13 protein-coding genes are annotated in these 19,645 nt (G+C 50.7%); 12 read left to right on the top strand and 1 reads right to left on the bottom strand.

Annotation, left to right across the window (positions count from 1 at the left end):
* From trsS to AC6I7T_RS11425, 11 genes are all read left to right on the top strand, one after another.
* Complete coding sequence (gene trsS / locus AC6I7T_RS11475; protein ID WP_497793535.1) at window positions 1–1,458, top strand: radical SAM (seleno)protein TrsS; 1,458 nt, start codon at window positions 1–3, stop codon at window positions 1,456–1,458.
* Window positions 1,455–2,798: a DVU_1553 family AMP-dependent CoA ligase gene (locus tag AC6I7T_RS11470; RefSeq protein ID WP_497793534.1), complete on the top strand. Its 1,344-nt coding sequence runs from the start codon at window positions 1,455–1,457 to the stop codon at window positions 2,796–2,798. The genes trsS and AC6I7T_RS11470 overlap by 4 nt, the downstream gene beginning before the upstream one ends.
* A complete protein-coding gene (locus AC6I7T_RS11465) occupies window positions 2,795–3,469 on the top strand; it encodes a histidine phosphatase family protein (RefSeq protein ID WP_497793533.1) in 675 nt (224 codons plus the stop codon). The genes AC6I7T_RS11470 and AC6I7T_RS11465 overlap by 4 nt, the downstream gene beginning before the upstream one ends.
* A 1-nt stretch (window position 3,470) precedes the next feature.
* Entirely contained in the window at window positions 3,471–4,613 is a 1,143-nt protein-coding gene (locus tag AC6I7T_RS11460; RefSeq protein ID WP_497793532.1) for a cysteine desulfurase family protein, read from the top strand.
* Window positions 4,614–4,665: 52 nt separating this feature from the next.
* Window positions 4,666–5,478: an XdhC family protein gene (locus AC6I7T_RS11455; protein ID WP_497793531.1), complete on the top strand. Its 813-nt coding sequence runs from the start codon at window positions 4,666–4,668 to the stop codon at window positions 5,476–5,478.
* A gap of 287 nt (window positions 5,479–5,765) precedes the next feature.
* Complete coding sequence (locus tag AC6I7T_RS11450) at window positions 5,766–6,176, top strand: hypothetical protein (RefSeq protein ID WP_497793530.1); 411 nt, start codon at window positions 5,766–5,768, stop codon at window positions 6,174–6,176.
* Between the two features lie 127 nt (window positions 6,177–6,303).
* Window positions 6,304–7,551 (top strand): efflux RND transporter periplasmic adaptor subunit, encoded by a 1,248-nt coding sequence (locus tag AC6I7T_RS11445; protein WP_497793529.1) that lies wholly within the window; start codon window positions 6,304–6,306, stop codon window positions 7,549–7,551.
* Window positions 7,551–10,751 carry an efflux RND transporter permease subunit gene (locus AC6I7T_RS11440; RefSeq protein WP_497793528.1) on the top strand — a complete coding sequence of 1,067 codons (3,201 nt, stop codon included), beginning with the start codon at window positions 7,551–7,553 and terminating at the stop codon, window positions 10,749–10,751. Before AC6I7T_RS11445 ends, AC6I7T_RS11440 begins: the two co-directional genes overlap by 1 nt.
* Window positions 10,748–12,202: a TolC family protein gene (locus tag AC6I7T_RS11435; RefSeq protein WP_497793527.1), complete on the top strand. Its 1,455-nt coding sequence runs from the start codon at window positions 10,748–10,750 to the stop codon at window positions 12,200–12,202. The genes AC6I7T_RS11440 and AC6I7T_RS11435 overlap by 4 nt, the downstream gene beginning before the upstream one ends.
* A complete protein-coding gene (locus AC6I7T_RS11430; RefSeq protein WP_497793526.1) occupies window positions 12,199–13,119 on the top strand; it encodes a LysR substrate-binding domain-containing protein in 921 nt (306 codons plus the stop codon). Before AC6I7T_RS11435 ends, AC6I7T_RS11430 begins: the two co-directional genes overlap by 4 nt.
* A gap of 54 nt (window positions 13,120–13,173) precedes the next feature.
* Window positions 13,174–14,034: a universal stress protein gene (locus tag AC6I7T_RS11425; protein WP_497793525.1), complete on the top strand. Its 861-nt coding sequence runs from the start codon at window positions 13,174–13,176 to the stop codon at window positions 14,032–14,034.
* Window positions 14,035–14,078: 44 nt separating this feature from the next.
* Here the strand turns inward: AC6I7T_RS11425 and AC6I7T_RS11420 are convergent, their stop codons facing one another.
* Window positions 14,079–15,449 carry a hypothetical protein gene (locus AC6I7T_RS11420; protein WP_497793524.1) on the bottom strand — a complete coding sequence of 457 codons (1,371 nt, stop codon included), beginning with the start codon at window positions 15,447–15,449 and terminating at the stop codon, window positions 14,079–14,081.
* A 494-nt stretch (window positions 15,450–15,943) separates the two neighbouring features.
* On the opposite strand from AC6I7T_RS11420, the gene AC6I7T_RS11415 reads away from it, so the two are divergent.
* A complete protein-coding gene (locus AC6I7T_RS11415) occupies window positions 15,944–19,468 on the top strand; it encodes an outer membrane beta-barrel protein (RefSeq protein ID WP_497793523.1) in 3,525 nt (1,174 codons plus the stop codon).
* Window positions 19,469–19,645 lie beyond the last annotated feature (177 nt).

Here is a 19,645-nt window from a genome sequence, read left to right as displayed (position 1 = left end):
ATGGCAACGACAGATACATGCCGGGCGACAAAGATTCTAAGCAAAACGGAAAGCGTATGTCCTGTTTGCTTACGGCGAATTGCTGCCGAGCGAATCGTGGAAGACGACGATGTCTTTCTTCGCAAGACTTGTCCAGAGCATGGCTGTTTCCAGACGGTTATCTGGAGAGGAGTAGAGTCGTATCTCTCCTGGCCTGGACCGGGTAAGCCACCATCGCGTCCACCGGTATGCGGCTCTCCGGTAGCGAAGGGATGTCCTTTTGATTGTGGCCTCTGCGAGGAGCATCGTCAGCACACGTGCTGTGTAGTTCTGGAAGTGACCAGTCGCTGCAATCTCGCCTGTCATGTTTGCTTTGCCGACGCAGCCGCCGATCGGAAGCAGGATCCGAGCATCGAGCAGATCGCCAGGCAATGCCGCTCACTGTTGGCCTCTGGCGGGCCCTTCAATATTCAACTATCCGGTGGCGAGCCTACCTTGCGAGATGATCTTCCTGAGATCATTGCAATGATTCGCGCCATGGGATTTCCCTTTCTACAGCTCAACACCAATGGTGTTCGCCTTGCGAAAGATACCAGGTATGTGAATCTCCTGAAGCAGGCAGGGCTCGATTGTGTCTTCCTACAATTCGATGGCGTCAGGAGTGAAACATATCGCACCATTCGCGGCAGAGATCTGCTGAAGCTGAAGCTCGCTGCGATTCGTAATTGCGGAGATCAGCACCTGGGTGTAGTACTCGTTCCCACTTTGGTCCCGGCAGTAAACACTGATCAGATCGGCGATATCCTGCGACTGGCTATCGACAATTCTCCGGTGGTGCGCGCTGTGCACTTTCAGCCGGTTAGCTACTTCGGGCGTTATCCTTCGCCTCCTCGCGATTGTGACAGAATCACCATTCCCGAGGTGCTTCGGTCGATTGAACAGCAGACCAATGGACAATTTCATGCCGGCGATTTTTATGCCGCTTCCGGAGAGAATGCATACTGCTCTTTCCAGGGAAAATTCTGGATTTCCAGCAGCGGAACGATTAAGCCATCAGTAAAGCCGGCGAAGGTCTCCTGCTGTGGATCGACTACATCTCAATCTCTGGTTCAGCTGGGTGGCAGCTTAGGTGGGATAGGGAACGGAGAGGAAGCACGCAAGGCGCGGCGCTTTGTTGCTCAGCAATGGTCGTTTCCCGCCGCAGCTGAAGCTGGATTTCTCGATAGTAATGAAGATTCAGGGCTCGCAAGTCTTGATGCGTTTCTTGCGGATAATGCAAGATCTCTCAGCGTTTCCGGCATGGCCTTTCAAGATGCCTGGAATCTCGATCTCGAGCGGTTGCGTGAGTGTTTCCTGCACGCCGTAACTGACAACGAAAAGCTCATTCCACTTTGTGCTTATAACCTCACCAGTAGCTTGGGCGAGAGTCTGTATCGGCTTCAACGAGAATATGTATCTTTGAGTGGAGGTGTCCGATGAGCAGCACGGCGCTTACGGTTAGAAAGACGCCTCTCGACTCCTGGATTGCCGGGAAGCTAAATATCAGTCCCGATCAACTATCGCGCGAAGCAATTTCTCAATATCAGGCAGAGAAGCTGCAACAGACTCTCGAATGGGTATGTCGAAGCGGTGGGTTTTATTCGCAGCATCTTGCCGGTGTTGCTCCACGCGCACTCTCATCTCTGGGCGAGATCAGGCATCTTCCCTTTACACGGCCAACAGATCTCGCCGCGAATCCTGGTGGCTTTCTCTGTGTTTCTCAAGACGAAATCGAGAGAGTGGTTACATTTGCAAGTAGCGGTACCAGTGGAGATCCCAAACGTCTCTTCTTTACTGCTGCCGATCTTGAGTTGGCTCTAGACTTCTTTGAACACGGTGTTTCTACCGTAGCTGCACCTGGTGAGGCCATGCTAATCGCATTGCCCGGTGAGCGGGAGGGAAGTGTAGGGTATCAGCTTGCCAAGGGGATAGCTCGTGCAGGGATCCTTCCAATTCCAAACGGCATCGTGCAGGATCCGATGCTGACGTTGAAAAAAATGGAAGAGCTGAAGGCCGCCAGTATCATAGGCCTGCCGGTGCAGATACTTTCACTGGCCTATCATGCAGTTGCCGCTGGAAGCAGTGCTTTCCAGTCTTTGCATAGTGTTGTGCTGTGCAGCGATCATGTTCCCGATAGTTTGATGAATGCCATTCGTCGGCGTTCGGGCGCTGAGATCTTCCAGCACTACGGAATGACAGAGATGGGACTTGGTGGAGGAATCGATTGCGAGGCACACGAAGGCTATCATCTTCGCGAAACCGATTTCTATTTTGAAATTGTGGATGTAAATACTGGAGAGCCCTTACCGGAGGGTGAAGAAGGAGAAATAGTCTTTACGACTCTCACCCGAACCGGCATGCCGCTGATTCGTTACCGTACCGGCGACATTTCGCGTTTTGTCTGCGGCTCCTGCTCTTGTGGTTCTATTCTCCGAAGGCTGGAGAAAATAAAGCGTCGGATAGATAGTGGCGTGCCTCTGAGTGCTAGCGGCACAATTACAATCTCGATGCTGGATGAAGTTCTTTTCGGTGTACCTGGTGTTCTTGATTTTCGAGCATCGCTAGCTTCTGGAAGTCGATTGCGATTGACGTTGCTCGTAAATGTGATGAGCGATGAGGATGAGTTAGTACTGCCTCAGATCATCGATGCTTTGGATAGGATTGCCGTCATCCGTGAAGCGAGAAGGCGTAAGGAGCTTGAGCTCAGGATCGATTTTACCCATCAGCCTCTTCCCTTGACCGCCGAAAAACGAAGAATTGAGGTGTTTGAAAACAGATGAGCTCTACAGTCCTCTATCTCGTTCGCCACGGCGCGATCTTCTCGGTGCGGGGCAAAGCCTACATTGGCCAAGTGGAAGCGCCCCTCAGTGAAGAGGGAATCGAGCAGGCTTGGTCGCTGCGCAAATGGCTGGAACCAGTATCTTTCAATCTGGTTTGCTGTAGCGATCTATCCCGCTCGCATCGCACAGCAAAGATCATTGCAGGTAATCGAGTCCGTTCCATAGAAGTAATACCCAGCATCCGTGAAATAAGTCTGGGCGATTGGGATGGTTATAGCTTCAAAGAAATAGGCCAACAGTATCCGGAAGAGTATGCCGCGCGAGGAAGGGATCTGGAGAATTGGCGTCCTCCGGGCGGAGAGAGCTTTGCCGACTGCCGTGCTCGCGTTTTGCCCACCTTACGCAAGATTCTGGACGGTACTGAAGGGAATGTACTCATGGTGGGGCATGCGGGTGTTAATCGCATGATTCTTTGCGATGCTCTGGGTATTCCGATATCGAATCTCTTTAGCATCGGTCAGGATTATGGATGCCTGAGCATTCTTGAGTACGGGCCATCGAAGGTTCGGCTGCGTTTGCTGAATTATGTGCCATTAAATACTCGTCCTGTTACAGAAATCAGGCCGGCGTTGACAAAGCGGACCCCAGCCAAAGAAGTGAGGAGGCAATAATATGATCTATCTCGATAACAATGGCACCACTCCGGTGTTGCCTGAGATTCTCGATCAGATGCTTCCATATTTTTCGGAGCGCTTCGGTAATCCCTCGTCTATTCATGAATGCGGACGCCGGACTTTGGCGGCGGTCAAGCAGGCGCGCCAGCGGGTCGCAGATTTCCTGGATTGTGCGCCTACAGAAATTCTCTTTACGAGCGGCGGGACGGAAGGCGATAATCTGGCACTCCTTGGACTGGTGACGCCGGGAGATCACATCATTACTTCCGTTATCGAGCATAGTGCAATCTCGCAGACGTGCACGTTTCTCGAACACATCGGTTGCGAGGTTACTCGCATTGGCGTGGATGGAAGTGGACAGGTTAATCCTGACGATGTACGCCGTGCTCTGCGTTCCAACACCAAGCTCATTTCAATCATGATGGCCAATAATGAGACCGGAGTCCTGCAACCTGTTGAAGCAATTGCTTCAATTGCAGCCGAGGCCGATGTATGGTTTCATACGGATGCCGTGCAGGCTGCCGGGAAGGTTCCTGTCTCGACCAAAGCAATTGGCTGTGATCTCTTGACGATTACAGCTCACAAGATGCATGGTCCCCAAGGCGCTGGCGCTTTGTTTGTGCGGCGAGGAACTCCCTTACATTCTTTATTACACGGTGGTCATCAGGAGAATCATCGCCGTCCCGGGACAGAAAATGTCGCAGGCATCGTTGGCTTAGGATGCGCTTGTGAAGTAGCGCGCTTGGGCCTCCAACAGGGATGGCCGCAAGCAGTTGGAGCATTGAGAGATAAACTTGAGGCCGCGGTCCTGGACTCGATCCCCGAGACGGTCGTGAATGGACGCCAGTCACCGCGCGTTCCTAATACCTCGAATATCTCTTTCGATCATGTTGGTGGCGATGCTCTGGTGCTTGCTCTTGATGAGCAGGGGATTGCTGTTTCTCGTGGTGCGGCATGCAATTCCGGGCAGGCAGATCCATCTAGCGTGTTGATGGCAATGGGTGTCTCCGGCGAACGCTCTCGCTCAAGTCTCCGTTTCAGTATGGGGAAACAGAATACTGGGAGCGATATCGACCAGTTGATTACTGTTCTGTCGGGAGCCGTGCAAAAGTTAAGGGAACGGTCTTTGTCCTTTTCGTGATTTGATCAGATTTTGCGTGCCATCGAATGGCTGATAAAAGCGAGGATTTGTAATGGATATCTTTGAGGAAATTGTCAAACTAAAGCGACAGGGCAAACGTGCGGCTCTTGCCACGATTGTGAATGTTCGCGGTTCTATCCCCTCAGAGGCAGCAGCCAAGATGCTGGTGCTGGAGGACGGTTCTATCCTCGGTACTGTTGGTGGGGGCTGTGTTGAAGCCGATGTGCGCAAAGGGGCGGAGCAAGTGATGAAAGAGGAGAAGCCGAAGACATTTACTTTTAATCTGGATCAACAGCCTGACGAAGATACCGGACTTGTCTGCGGCGGCTCATTACAGGTGTTTGTGGAACCTATTATTCCCTCGCCTATTCTCTATGTGTTTGGAGCTGGGCACGTTGGCTTTAATGTCTACAAGATCGCGACTCTCGCGGGCTTCGAAGTGGTAATCGTGGATGATCGTGAAATCTATGCTAATCGCGAACGCTTTCCGGAGGCACTGGATGTCCATGCTGAAGATATGGACCTGGTGACGTCGAAGCTCGCTCCACCTGATTCTTCCTATATAGTGATTGTCACCCGTGGACATCGCCATGATTTGAGAGTGCTTCGTTGGGCCATTGATACGCAGGCACGCTACATTGGCATGATCGGTTCCGGACGTAAGGTCCTTGCCCTCTACGAACAATTGGAGGCACAAGGTGTCTCGCGTGAAATTCTCAACCGGGTTTACGCTCCTATTGGCCTCGATATCGGGTCGACCACTCCTGAAGAGATCGCCGTCTCAGTTGTTGCGGAGTTGATATCTGTCCGCCGCCATTGCAGTGTGGCGCTGCCTCATAGCCGCAACCGCATACTTGAGGAATAGCAACGATGGAAGTTCCTCTCCTCACAGTATCTTAGGCTTCGGTATAGATCTGGAATAGAGTGCATATGGTCATTCTCTAAAGGACGACCATATGCCGCAGATCTTGTTTGGATGTATTCTTACTCTAGGTGCTCCAGCATATGGTTGAAATCCAATAGCTTAGCGCGACCCATCAATAAAAACTATTTTTCATAAGATATTTTTGCGTCACAGCTAGGGTGGATGTGCTATCAAAGCATAGGTAGGTTTTACGAAGGCTACCTTCGATAATCGCCTGCAGGACAGGTGTGAAAAGGAATCTCAAAGTGGGTTCGCGACATAGAAAACAGTTAGGGATCTCCTGGAAGATGCTCTTCTTCCTGGTATTGGGTCTTGCTGTTTCTCTTTGGGGGTTGCAATACAAGCTTTCGCTTTATGCTCCTCCAGAGTCGAATGCGCATTTGGTTCCGGCTGCTAAGCTTCTGCTAAAAGAGGCAAACAACGAAGTAGATCAAAATACTTCACATGATCGCGAGCCTGATCCCATGCCGCGTATCCCGTTTATTGCCGGGTTCGCGTTGCTGGCTCTTGCTGCTAACAGAGTTTCTTTGCTCGCAATCTGGCGTCGCTACTACAGGAACCTCAGGCTCATCTGGGGCGTATGTGGCAACAGCTATCCTAGTCCCTTCTTCTTCCGGCCCCCTCCCGTAGTTCTCTAATTTCCTTACAGCTCATTCTTCCGGCTTAGTGTAAACGTCCGGTCATGCGAGGTATGTTCTCTGCCGGAGAACGTGTGTCCCTCCTCAGTGTGTTTCGGACGCAACGCGGATACATGGGTGTTCTTACATGCGAAAACGTTTTGTGCTGATTCTGGCTGCAGCGTCAGTGGTATTGGCTGCTGTTGGTTTTGTGTCGCTCAATTCTAAAGAGAGACGTCCTCAGGTGAAGGCAGCCGAAGTTCCATCTGCCAGTGTTGCAGAAGTGAGTTACGGTTCTGTAGCGCGCACTCTGAATCTGGCAGGGCAATTCCAACCGTATCAGGTGATCGATGTACATGCGAAGGTTTCCGGATATGTTCGAAAGATCTTTGTAGATATTGGCGATCGTGTTCACCAGGGACAGACCCTTGCCATTCTTGAGGTCCCGGAACTGAATGCTCAATTAAAGGGGACTATCTCCGAAGTTGAACGCAGCAAGCATGAGATTGTAAGGGCTCAGAGCCAGGTTGTTCGTGCAGAGTCGCAGTACTCTGCTCTCCACGCGGTATACGAACGTCTACAAAAAGCTTCAGCTGCGCAGCCGGGCCTGATTGCGCAACAGGAACTGGATGACGCAAGGTCAAAGGATCTGGCTGCTCAGGCGCAGATAGACGAAGCAAAGGCGGCGCTGGCTTCAGCGAAGCAACAAGCGAATGTTGATAGTGCGAATAATGAGCGGGTTGGGGCTCTCGCCGGATACTCAAAGGTCATTGCTCCCATCGATGGCGTTATTGTTTGGCGTTATGCAGATACCGGGGCGCTTATTCAGGCAGGCACTGCTTCCGATACTCAATCTCTGCCCGTAGTGAAACTCTCACAGAGTAGTCTGCTGCGGCTGCGCATTCCTGTTCCTCAGGATGCCGTGCGCTACATCCATGAAGGATCGGAAGTGCGGCTTCACGTAGATGCTCTTGACCGTTCGCTTACCGGGAAGGTCGTTCGCTTCACGCGTGACATCAACTTCAGCACCGGAACGATGGAGACAGAGATCGATGTAGAAAACAAGGATCTGTCCCTGACTCCTGGAATGTATGCAAATGCCACTCTGCAATTAGAGCAGCACGACCATGTCCTGACGATTCCTTCACAAGCTGTCATCAAGAGTGGGAACGAAACGTCTGTCCTAGTTGTTGATAGTCAGAATCAGATTCACCGGCGCAAGGTGGAATTAGGTATTCAAGGGACAGTATTCGTCGAAGTAACTGGAGGGGTGAAAGAAGGAGAAAAAGTAATTACCGGTGGACAGTCTGGCTACAAAGAAGGGGAAGTAGTGCATCCTCAGCTTGTTCCATCTGCCAGCTTTACTCAAACGCAAGAAGAAGGAGGGGATCAGTAATGTCTGGATTCTCCATTCGCTATCCCTTCTTCATTATCATGCTTTGCTTGGTGATTATCGTCGTCGGTGTGAGTTCGATGGTTTCAATGCCCGTCGACCTTTTCCCTGAAGTTAAGATCCCCGTTGTGGTTGTTGCAACCTTTTACTCCGGAATGCCGCCTCAGCAGATTGAGGCCGATATTACAGGAACCTTCGAACGCTTCTTTACCCTGGCCAGTAATATCGACCATATTGAATCGCGCTCTCTGACGGGCGTGAGTTTGATCAAGATTTATTTCCAGCCAGGAACCGATCCGAATGCAGCACTGAGCAATATTTCGAATTTAGCCCTTGCCGATCTAAGACGTCTCCCCCCGGGAACATTACCTCCAGTTGTGCTCAAATTCGATGCCTCCAGCTTGCCTGTTTGTCTGATCACGTTAAAAGGGCAGGGACTCAATGAAACGAATCTGAAGGACCTTGCGCAGTTTGCGGTTAGAAACCAGGTTGCCAATGTGCCCGGAGCTTCCGTTCCTCAGCCGTACGGCGGACGCTATCGCCAAATCCAGGTTTATGTCGATCCGGTAAAGCTTGAAGCACATCAGCTCAGCTTGATGGATGTTGTGCGTTCTGTAAATGAGTCGAATCTCATCCTACCTGCGGGCGACGTGCGCATCGGAGCGAAAGATTACAACATTTACGCCAACAGCCAAATTCCTACAACCGAACAGATCAATCGAATGCCTATCAAGTCGGTGGGCAATGCCTCTGTGATGGTTGGGGATGTTGGCGAAGCACGCGATGCCGGGCAGTTACAGACAAACATCGTTCGAGTTGATGGGCAGAAGTCGGTGTATCTGCCGATCCTGAAGCAGGGTGGGAATAGCAACACCATTGCCATTGTGAATGGAGTAAAGACCGCTGTTCGTCATCTGTTGGACGTCCCAAGCACTCTTAAAACGTCTGTTGTCTTCGATCAATCTGTCTTTGTGAAGACGGCCATCGTAAACCTGATGAATGAAGGCGGTATCGGACTAGTCCTTACTGCCCTGATGATTCTGCTCTTTCTGGGGAGCGTGAGAGCGACCTTCGCAGTTCTTTTATCGATTCCACTGTCGGCACTCGCTGCGTTTATATGTATCAGTCTCGGGGGCGGATCGATCAATACCATGGTGTTGGGTGGATTGGCACTGGCTTTTTCTCGCCTTATTGATAATTCAGTTGTCGTTCTGGAGAACATCTTCCGTTATCTCGAGATGGGAGAGTCCCCTGAAGTGGCCGCAGAAAAAGGCGGCAAGGAAGTACAACTTGCAGTCTTGGCGGCTACCTTTACCACGGCCATCGTTTTCTTTCCTGTTGTTTTCCTGTACGGCGTTAGCCGTTATCTGTTCACGGCTCTTGCCTTAACTGTTGTCTTTTCCTTGTTTGCTTCCTACATGGTGGCAATGACAGTTGTGCCGCTTTATTGTGCGAAGTTCATTCGTGTCGAGCATGAGGATCTTGAAATTGCTTCTGAAACAGAGGCTTTAGCGGAGCCTGGTGGCAGTGAATCGCGAGGCAAGAAAAAGCTGTCGTTCTTTCATCGGATCGTCCACGGGTTCAACGTGCGTTTCCAGGCAATGTTGGAGAAATACGATATTGCCGTCAATCGTTCCCTGCTCCGTCCGGTGACAACAACATTGACCATCCTGGGCTCTGTGCTCCTCTGCTTCGGGATCTCTCCCCTGCTGAAGACCGCCTATTTTCCACGCACAGATCCAGGGCAATTCGTTATCAATATTAAAGCACCTACGGGTACCAGGCTTGAGTTAACGAATCAGTATGTGGCAAGGGTAGAGCAGGAAATCCGTAACATCGTTCCTGCACGCGATCTGAATATGATCGTTTCCAACATCGGGGTTACTCCTGACCTTTCCGCAATCTATACCACGAATTCAGGGCAGCATTCGGCCTTTGTTCAGGTCAGTCTGAAGAAGGACCATGGTGTCGGAAGCTACGAGTACATGCGTAGAGTTCGGCAGCGGCTGTCTGCTGATATTCCAGAGTTGACGACCTACTTTCAATCCGGAGGTCTGGTGGACGCGGTCGTTAATCTTGGTCTTCCCGCTCCTATCGACATCCAGGTCAGTAGCAACGATATGGATGGGGGCTATGCCTTCGCACAAAAGATTGCGAATGAGTTGCGTCAGGTGCGCGGCGTGAGCGGCGTATTGATTCCTCAAGATGTGGACTATCCCGGCCTTCAGCTCAATATCGACCGCGAACGGGCAAGCCTGGTTGGGCTGTCACCCCGAGAAGTGGTCGATAACGTGATTACGGCGCTAACTTCCAATGGTCAAATTGCTCCGAACTATTGGATCGATCCGAAGACCGGCAACAACTATATGCTGACGGTTCAGTATTACGACAAGAAGATCCAGAACATGTCCATGGAGGATTTCCGGCAAATCCCGCTGCGTGCTCAAAACAATCCCAATATTACGCAGCTGGCTTCGGTTGCAGATATTCGAAATATCAATACACCTACAGAGGTCGATCACTATCAGCTTCGCCGGGTGATAGATATCTACGTCATGCCCTCATCCGAAGATCTTGGCGCCGTCGGTGCCAGGGTGAATAAAGTCATAAACGAATTCAAGCCTCCAAGAAACACGCTTGTAACTGTTCGTGGCTCTGTCGAGGGCATGCACCAATCCTTCAAGAGCTTTGGCATCGGATTGGCTGTAGCCATTGTTCTTGTTTATTTGATCCTGATGGCTCAATTTGCTTCGTTTACGGATCCGCTCATTATTCTGTTGGCGATTCCTCCTGGTTTGGCTGGTGTTTTGGTCTTTCTGGTTGTTACGGGAACATCACTAAACATCATGTCCTTAATGGGTGTCATCATGATGACGGGTATCGTCGTTTCGAATTCCATCCTGATTGTTGAATTCACGCGAACTTTGCGTAAAGAAGGACTGTCGATCAAAGCGGCTGTGGCTCAGGCCTGCAAAGTGCGTCTGCGCCCAATTCTGATGACCTCACTTGCGACCCTGCTTGGTTTGATTCCTATGGCGCTGGCGCTCGAGGCAGGCAGCGAACAGTATGCTCCTTTAGCACGTGCCATTATTGGAGGACTAGCTGTATCCGTGGTTGTTACTGTCTTCCTGGTTCCGGCAGCATACTTGTGGATTCACCGGAAAGAAGAAAACGAAGTGCCTGTTGCCGGAGGTGCTCGATGACAAGAAGCTTCAGGCAAATTGCCGGTTGTATTTTGAGTGTTGCCCTAATAGGCGGGCTCATGGGATGGGGAACTCAAATCCAGGCACAGAGTGTGCCTGGAAATTCTCTATTACCTGATGCTCCCAAGATCAATTTACTTTCTCAGATGCAGAGTCCAATTCTTGAAAGTGCGCTTGTGCCAACGCCAATTGGCTTAGGCCAAGACAGTCAACAAGCTGCATCTTCTATTCGGCTTACTCGTTCGGAAGCAGAGCGGTTGGCAATTAAGAATAATCCTCGTGTGACGATAGGCCGCTTGTTGACCCTGGCTCAGCATCAGGTTGTTCGAGAGACTCGCTCTGCTTATCTTCCGAACCTTAGTGCAAATCTTACTGCGGTTGACGCGAAAGATGGTTCTCGAATCTCTGCTGGTTCTATTACTGCCTCGAGACTTTTTGAGCATGCGGGAGCAGGAGTAAATCTTACTCAGCTTCTTCTCGATTTTGGTCGAACCAGGAATCTACTGGCTTCCTCCCGACTGCGAGAAAAAGCTCAAGATGCCAATGCGCTTGCGACAGCAGAAGATATTGTTCTGGCAACGGATCAGGCCTTTTACAATGCGCTGCAAGCACAAGCTGTGCTTAAGGTTGCGCAGCAAACGGTAAATGCGAGGCAGACAACGCAACAGCAAGTCAACGAGATGACAAAGAATAATCTCAAGTCCACACTCGACTTGAGTTTTGCCGATGTCAATCTCTCGCAGGCAAAGATGCTTCAGCTCGATGCTCAAAACAATGCCGATTCCACAATGGCTGTTTTGGACGAGGTCCTCGGTCTCGACCGACAGGTAACTTATGATCTCGTCGAGGACGATACGGAACTGCAGACGCCTCCCCCGGATGTAGATCGTTTGACGCAATTGGCGCTGCAGCAGCGACCCGATCTGCAAGCCATGAACTATGAGCAACAGTCTTCGTTGAAATTTAGCCGCGCTCAGCGGGACCAGATGCTCCCATCGATAAGCGCTGGAGGAACAGTCGGAAGCGTGCCGATTCGTCCCGAGCAGTACTACACAGCAAATTGGTGGGGCGGTATTGGCGTAAATCTGAATATTCCCGTCTTCAACGGCTTTCTGTATAGCGCACAGGCGAAGGAAGCGCAGTACCGGGCGCAAGCAGATGCCGAAAGGACACGCGAGCTTCGAAACCAGATTGTGAGAGATGTTCACACTTCCTGGCTTTCAGCGAATACGGCCTTTCAGCGTGTTAGTGTAACAGCGCAGCTTCTCCAGCAAGCGAATCTGGCGCTCTCGCTTGCTCAAACACGTTATCAACTAGGTTTGGGATCGATCGTAGAACTGAGTCAGGCGCAATTAGGACAGACCGATGCTCAGATTGGAAATACAAACGCGAGATACCAGTACAAACTGGCACTGGCCGTTCTCAACTATCAGACTGGAGCAAATCCATGATAGAGAATTTCCGGTTGAGAGTCTTCCGTGTTGTTGCCGATACACTTAACTTTCGTCGAGCTGCGGAGGAGCTCCATCTAACTCAACCTGCTATTACCTCTCAAATTCGTACTCTGGAGGAGAGCCTGGGGATTGCATTATTCGATCGCATTGGGCGAGAGATTAGCCTTACTCCGGCAGGGGAGTCTCTTCTTGTGTACGTGCGAAAAATTGAGGTTATCACCAATGAGGCGATCGCTACGCTCGCCTCATTTGGTGGGCAGGAAAGTGTTGAAATAAGCATTGGTGCTTCCCATACAATCGCGGTTTATTTACTGCCTAAATTGCTTCCGTCGTTGCTGGCAGATTGGCCTAAGCTGCGAGTGCATGTAGTTAGTGGAAGTACGAATGACATTATTCATGCGCTATCGCGTTATGAGATTGCCATAGGCTTTATTGAGGCTCCGGCATTTCGTCCCGATCTGAAGATCGAAGCATTCGGTGAAGACGAGCTTGCCGTCATCGTTCATCCCGATCATCGTTGGGCTCACAAAGAATATCTAAGAGCGGCCGAGCTTGTTCAGGAACCTATTCTATTGCGGGAAGCAGGATCGGGCCTGCGTCGTTTTGTTGAGAAATATCTGGAGCAAAACGGAGTGCTGCGGCAACAGCTGCGTACCTCAGTGGATATAGATTCCACGGAGGCAATTATCGCTGGGGTAGAAGCTGGGCTTGGCGTTGGTTTTGTTCCTAAGCTGGCTATAGAGCGAGCTTTGCAGCTGGGAAAAATTCGGACTGTGGGTCTGGAAAATGGACCCATTCGCCGCGAGTTGAGTATTGCAATGCTGAATGGTCCGGAGCCGAAAGGACCCGTCAGACAGTTAATTGATCTTGTTCGAGCCGAGTCAAGGAATGTTCTTGCCGAATTAAGTCTGTAAGTCTCGTTGTGTCCGGATAAGGAAGCTTTTATGCAGGTGGAAGGTAAGCAGCAAATGGATCTGAATTCTGTGGTATTTGCAACGGACTTTTCTCAGAGTTCCGAAAACGCGGGTGTCTATGCATCTTTGTTCGCGGAGAAGCTGTCATCCAAGCTGATTGTTGCTCATGCTTTTTCTCTTTCTCAGGCAGCACTGGAGATTGAAGCTGCAAAGAGGGTTGCCTCGCAACAGCGAACGCATCTTGAGAAATATCTTCAACGCGTCTCACTGGCGCTGAAGAGAGATGCTTTGATCACTGAGCCTGTTCTTCAGGAAGGTGATCCAATCCAGGTGATACCCACGTTGGCAGATAAGAATCAACCGGCGTTGATTGTGCTTGGTACACATGGAGGTGGCAGATTTGAACGCGGAATTATAGGGTCTGTCGCCGAAGGGATTTTGCGAGCTACAACCTGGCCATGCTTAACCGTGGGACCGCGGATAAGAGCATCGTCCTTGATCGATTTCCCGTTCCGAAAAATCCTTCTTGCAACGGATCTTTCCACTGCTGCCATCCGGGCTTCTGTTTGGGCAGTGTTCCTTTCGGAGTTGCTTGGTTCCGAACTCCATATTCTGCATGTCGCAAGAACTGAGGGCTCTAATGATGCGAGCAGACATGAAGAAATGGTGAAGCAATTTTATGATGCTCTAGAGAGTGCTTTGCCGGAAAGGGCCAGAGAATTTGTAAGCCCAAAGACATTTATCGAATCGGGAAAAGTTTCTAAGCGGGTCCTTCATCATATAGAAGATCAGGCGATAGATCTACTGATCCTTGGAATCAGGAAGACCTCCCATGCCGATTTTGAAGCACGAGCCTCGAGAGCCTTTCAGATTATCGTGAATGCAACTTGCCCGGTGGTGACCATTATGGGATAGATGTACTGGTATGCATCGAAGGTGTAAAGCCTCAATCTGTCTGACTACCAATAGTGGACCGCTGCTGTTTCCATGATCTCGGGAATTTCGTCTACGACTTTTATATGTAGAACGATTTGAATATTTTTCTTCTCCCAGCCGCGTGGAGCTTTCTGGGCAAAGTCAGCAATCCGTTGCGGATTGCTCAAATATTCACTGGCGGCTTGTGTGCCGTACTGGCCGATCCCGGCAGCGGTCATCAGGATGCTGCCATTTTTTGAGTTGAGCAGGCGAGTGACGATTGCGTAATCATCGGTTGTCGATCCATCGGGTTTTAGGTGTACGGACCAGGATCTACTTTTACCCTGACGGTCTTCGATTGTGTCTCCACGAACGAAGGCAAAGCGCAAGGGCTCTGTTACGTTGAGGGTCCAGTTATTATTAAAGGCTCCGATCAAGACTGTGGGGGCTGAGCGCAGATCTCCAGAGGAGATATCACCGGCATAACGCAGCTCATAGGACTTATTGTGCCGAGCTAGCATCGAAACAATGGACGCACAAGCTGAGACATCTCCAACTGTCACGTATGCATTGGGCGAACTGCTGAGATCGCTCGGGTCTAGTCTTGGCAAAGATTTCAAATCGACAACGAACTCAGGCCCCTTATTTTCCAGATGGCGTTCCTGTCTGTATTTTTCTAAGAACTCCGGTGTGAATCTATAAACAACATTTGTCCCCGTATATATGAGGATAGGCATGGGGCTTTGCAACGCAGGACCCCAGAACTGGCGCAGAGCCGCTTCCTGCCGGGAGTAAATTGGGTGCAGCAATAGAAAGAGGATGCACCCGAGAACAAGAATCGCCACAGCGCTCCAAGGCCATAATCTCGAAAGACGACTCCGGTGAGTAGTGCGACTATCTGGTGTGGAGCTGGTGGTTGCAGGTGCAGTGTCTGTTGTTGGACGTTGACTTTCCGGAACAGGCTTGGGCTGTTCCTGTGCTTCTTGCGACATTTCCTGGTGCGCTTCAAAACGGGCACGATAAGATCCGGATGGAATCTCGAATCGTATCGGAAAGTTTCCATGGCTCTCCGTGATGTAGTACTGGGCGAGCCGTTTTCTAACTTCAGCAACTCGCGCTCGGACGATTGGGTCATTCGCTGTATCGTAGTCAGGCTTCCTTCCAAATACCTCCGAGCCGATCACTCGTTCGCGCAGAAGGTCTTCATTCCCAGCCATGCTGTGCCGGACGATGTACCGGAGAAGCTGTTGGCATTGCTTGCTAGTTCGAAAAGGCGGACTCTGGAGAATGTCGTTCAAGGCACGACGAATCAGCGCCTTATCTCCTACTCCAGCTTGGTTGATGGCAGCTTGGGAATCCGTTATCTCGGTGCCAGCCTCAGAATTTTCACTTCCAGAATCCGTAAAACTGCTCATTCCCGGTACTGTACCTCCCTGCGTACGTTGTTGCAATCACTCGATTTATTCAACTTTGGGATTGGACCATACTGTACTGCCCTTGTCGATGATTTTGGTCGGGGCGTCTAGTGGTCACCGCAATGAGAACAGGTCATCCGGCGGTCGCAAACATGCGAATGGACTCTCCTCAGAGGCTCAAAATGTCTCCGGCCGTAGTGTCCTCGTCGAATTGCCGATTGTCTCTTCGCAAGGAGAAAATGCCCTCCCCTGGATCCGGGAAGAATTATCCGGAGTGTCTCCTTTGCGGAAAGCAGTCGAAGCGATCCCGTACAACTGGAGCCGCGGAACCTATACACCCGAGGCTCCATATGAAGGCAACAAAATTCTGCACGCCAACCGAAGTGCTGGCGAAATCTTCTACCCAAAACAACAAAGCAGTAGAGCAGATAGGAACAGCGTTCTGTAGGAGGCAGTTGGTTGAGAATATGTTGAAAACTAAAAGGTTAAGAAGCATGAAATGGCGAGTGCTCTGGAGGAGTACTCTGCTGATGGTGCTCCTGCTCCTTGTGGGGCAGTCTTGGCTGAATGGTCAGACCTCGGGCACACTATCCGGAACCGTCTACGATCAAACCGGGGCCACCGTTGCGGGAGCCCGCGTGGATCTGAAAAATGAAGCTTCAGGCGACACTCGCACGACCATTACAAATGGCCAGGGATACTTCACCATTACGGCTATCCCACCCGGAAGCTATGCCGCTTCGGTATCGGCCTCCGGTTTTAAGACTCGCGTAACAACGGGCGTTACCTTTAGCCAGGGCGAAACCCGGACTCTACCGAATATTCAGCTTGAGGTCGGAGAGGTTAACGAGCGGGTAGAGGTCAGTTCTGTGGCCGAATCCGTGATTCCTTTGGATTCTGGAAACGTGAGCGCGACGCTCAACAATCATATGGTTACTGAGCTCTCCATCACTGGACGCGATGCGGGCGAGTTGATCAAGTTCATGCCTGGAATGGCACTGAACAACGGACTTAGTCAGGGATCTAGTTTTACTGACAAGGTGGTGGGAACCAATACTGGTCCGGTAGGTGCTTATTCGGCCAATGGTACCCAGCCAAATGGCGCCATGGCTTATTTGCTAGATGGCGCAAATGTGCTCGACAGCAACATGGGGACTCAGGTTGCGAACATCAACCAGGATATGACCTCGGAAGTGAAGGTGGCTATGTCCTCTTACGACGCCGAGTTCGCAAAGGGTCCGGTTGTATTTGAGGCCTTCGGCAAGAGTGGTGGACAGAAGTTCCATGGCGGGGCGTATACCTATGCCCGACATGCAGACTTCAATGCAGAAGATGCCTTCCAGAAGAGTCAAGGATTAAAGAAACCGTACGATTCCTATTACTACATGGGTGGCAATATCGGTGGGCCTGTAATCCTTCCTTTTACTCGCTTCAATCGCAATCGGGACAAGCTCTTCTTCTGGTATGGCTACGAATATATGCGGCAGAAGCCGGCCGGATCTCTTAACGAGTATTTTGTTCCGACGGAGAGCATGCGCAATGGTGACTTCAGCGCTGCCTCTCTTGCTTCTCTTCCTTCCACCGTACCCGGTGGCGACAAAACGGTTCCTTGCGCAGGAGGAGCAAATTCCTGCAATGCGAAGCTGAACATTGTTAATGGTCAGATCCAGTCTTTCTTCGATCCGAATGCTCTGGCTTTGCTGAAACTTTATCCAACGCCCAACGTCGATCCTGCGACACATGGCGGCAATAACTATATCTATCTGAATAATCAGCCTGTGAATCGTTGGGAGTCGAATGTACGTGTCGACTATAGCCTGAATGAAAATACAAAGCTTTCGGGAACCTATATCCGGCAGAATGAAAAAGATACCCATCCGATTACAGTATGGTGGGCACCCAGTTCTTCGCTTCCGTATCCTTCCCCGATCGTCGCGCCTACGACTTCTAACGTAGCTATTGCCAACCTAACGCATGTCTTCAATCCAACGCTGACAAACGAAATGGTTGGTTCTTATGTGCGTTATGCCAACGCTAACAAGCCAACAGATTCTTCAAAGATCACCCGGTCTTCGATTGGATATTCAGGGGGATCGATCTTTGGGGCCAATACTGCGCAGATTCCGAATATCGTTAGCTGGGGCGGATCTCTGCCCGGCTTCTATGCTCCTTCCTTCGATGGACCTCTTAGCGGCGGAAGCTTTGGGAAGGTACTTCGGAGTGCCTCGTTCGCAGATAATCTGGCCAAGGTCTACCGCACTCACACGATGAAGTTCGGTTTCTATTGGGATATGAATGGAAACGAACAGTCGAGTGGCGGCGGGAACATCTTCTATCAAGGACTTTATGCCTTTGACACCTGGAGCGGCGTAGGAACAGGCAATCCGATTGCCGATTTCCTGATCGGACATTCAGAGCAATATTCCCAAGCTAATCTGAATGCTGTAGACGATGCCTACTATCATCAGTACGCCTTTTTCGCGCAGGACTCATGGAAAGCCAGCCGACGACTGACCATTAACTATGGCATTCGCTTTGACCACCTGGGACAGTGGTATTTCCCGAATCCTGGCGCACAGGTCTTTAATCCTGCTACTTATAACAACACAGCAACTGCACCTGCAAATACTGGATTGGAGTGGCACGGAATTAATAAGAATATTCCTCTCTCCGGCTTCAAATCGCAGTTCTACTACAACCCCAGAGCTTCCATTGCATACGACCTCTTTGGCAACGCCAGGACAATTATTCGCGGTGGATTCGCCGTATTTAGGTATCCGTTAGGAGACTCCAGTGCGAATGCTGCCGAAGGTGCCATGGGTGTGTATCAGTACAAGAGCCCCATTGGCATTAGCTCATTCACTGGTATTTCTGCCTTTAGTCCTTCCAGCCTTAATCAGAATGGAACAAGTGTTACCGCGCTGCAAAAAGGCGAAGGCCGCATGCCTCGAACGGAAAATTACAACCTGACAGTATCCCAGGCTTTGCCGTGGCGTTCCGTGTTTGAGATCTCCTATGTCGGCAATCAGAGCCAGAACCTGCTCATTGATGGGGCGCTGGCAAACATTAATCTCGTTCCCCTAGGAGGGCTTTACAAATCGGACCCAATTACCGGAGCCGCACCTGATCCGGGTGGCAATGTCAATGTGAACGATTACAAGCCCTACCAAAACTATCAGACACTGACTATTGTTCGTCACGGAAGCTATTCCAACTACAACGGCCTGCAGTTGGCGTGTTACAAGCAGACCGGGCCGGTTACCTTCATGAGTAACTACGCCTGGGGCAAGGTCCTTGGTGTTCGCGACGGGCAATCCGATAATGGACCCGGAAACGGAACGGTAATCGATCTCTTCAATATGGACAAAAATTATGGAGTGCTGGCCTATGACCACACCCATATCTTTAATGTCGCGTATGTTATCAATCTTCCCAGCCCAGTACATGGAAATCTCTTTCTCCGTGGTGCTGTAAATGGGTGGGAGCTTTCCGGCGCGACATCCTGGCAAAGTGGTGCCCCGATCCAGCCAAATGCGGGAGGAAACCTGAATGCTCAGTTTCCTAGCAACGTAAGCAATCGTACGTATCTGGGAACAGACGCTATTCAGCTGCAACCCAAAGTGACCTGTGATCCTCGAATGGGCCTTCACGACGGAATGCGCTTCAATCCCGCGTGTTTTGCTCCGCCAGATCCGGGTACTCAAGGGACAGTGATCTGGCCGTATATTAAGGCTCCTGCCTATACAAATAGCGACTTGTCTGTTTTCAAAAACTTCAAAGTGTCAGAAGGGCAGACGATTCAGTTCCGGCTTTCTGGCTTTAACTTCCTGAATCATCCGCTGCCGCAGTTCAACGCCAATGGAAGCAACAGCGATATTCGGCTTAACTTTATTACGACAGATCCATTAACCAATAAACAGACCTTGAGTCAGACAAATACAAACGCACAGACAACAGGAAAACCGGCCTATAAAGTTGGTAATCGCCTTGTTGAACTGGCCGTAAAGTACAACTTCTGATTGGAAGATGCACCGCTGGTCTCCAGGCCGGCTGTCGTGGAGGGCGTCCCCGCCCTCCACCATGGATGTATCTTTATTGCACGGATGCTGGAGGAAGAAGAAACCATGTATTACATTTCGATGAAGTTGTTGTGCACGGTTGGCTCGTCTGCGCTTTATCAGCTTTAGTATGTGGCG

The organism is Humiphilus diazotrophicus (genome assembly GCF_059726315.1).
This window is presented reverse-complemented; position numbering and strand designations above follow the sequence as displayed.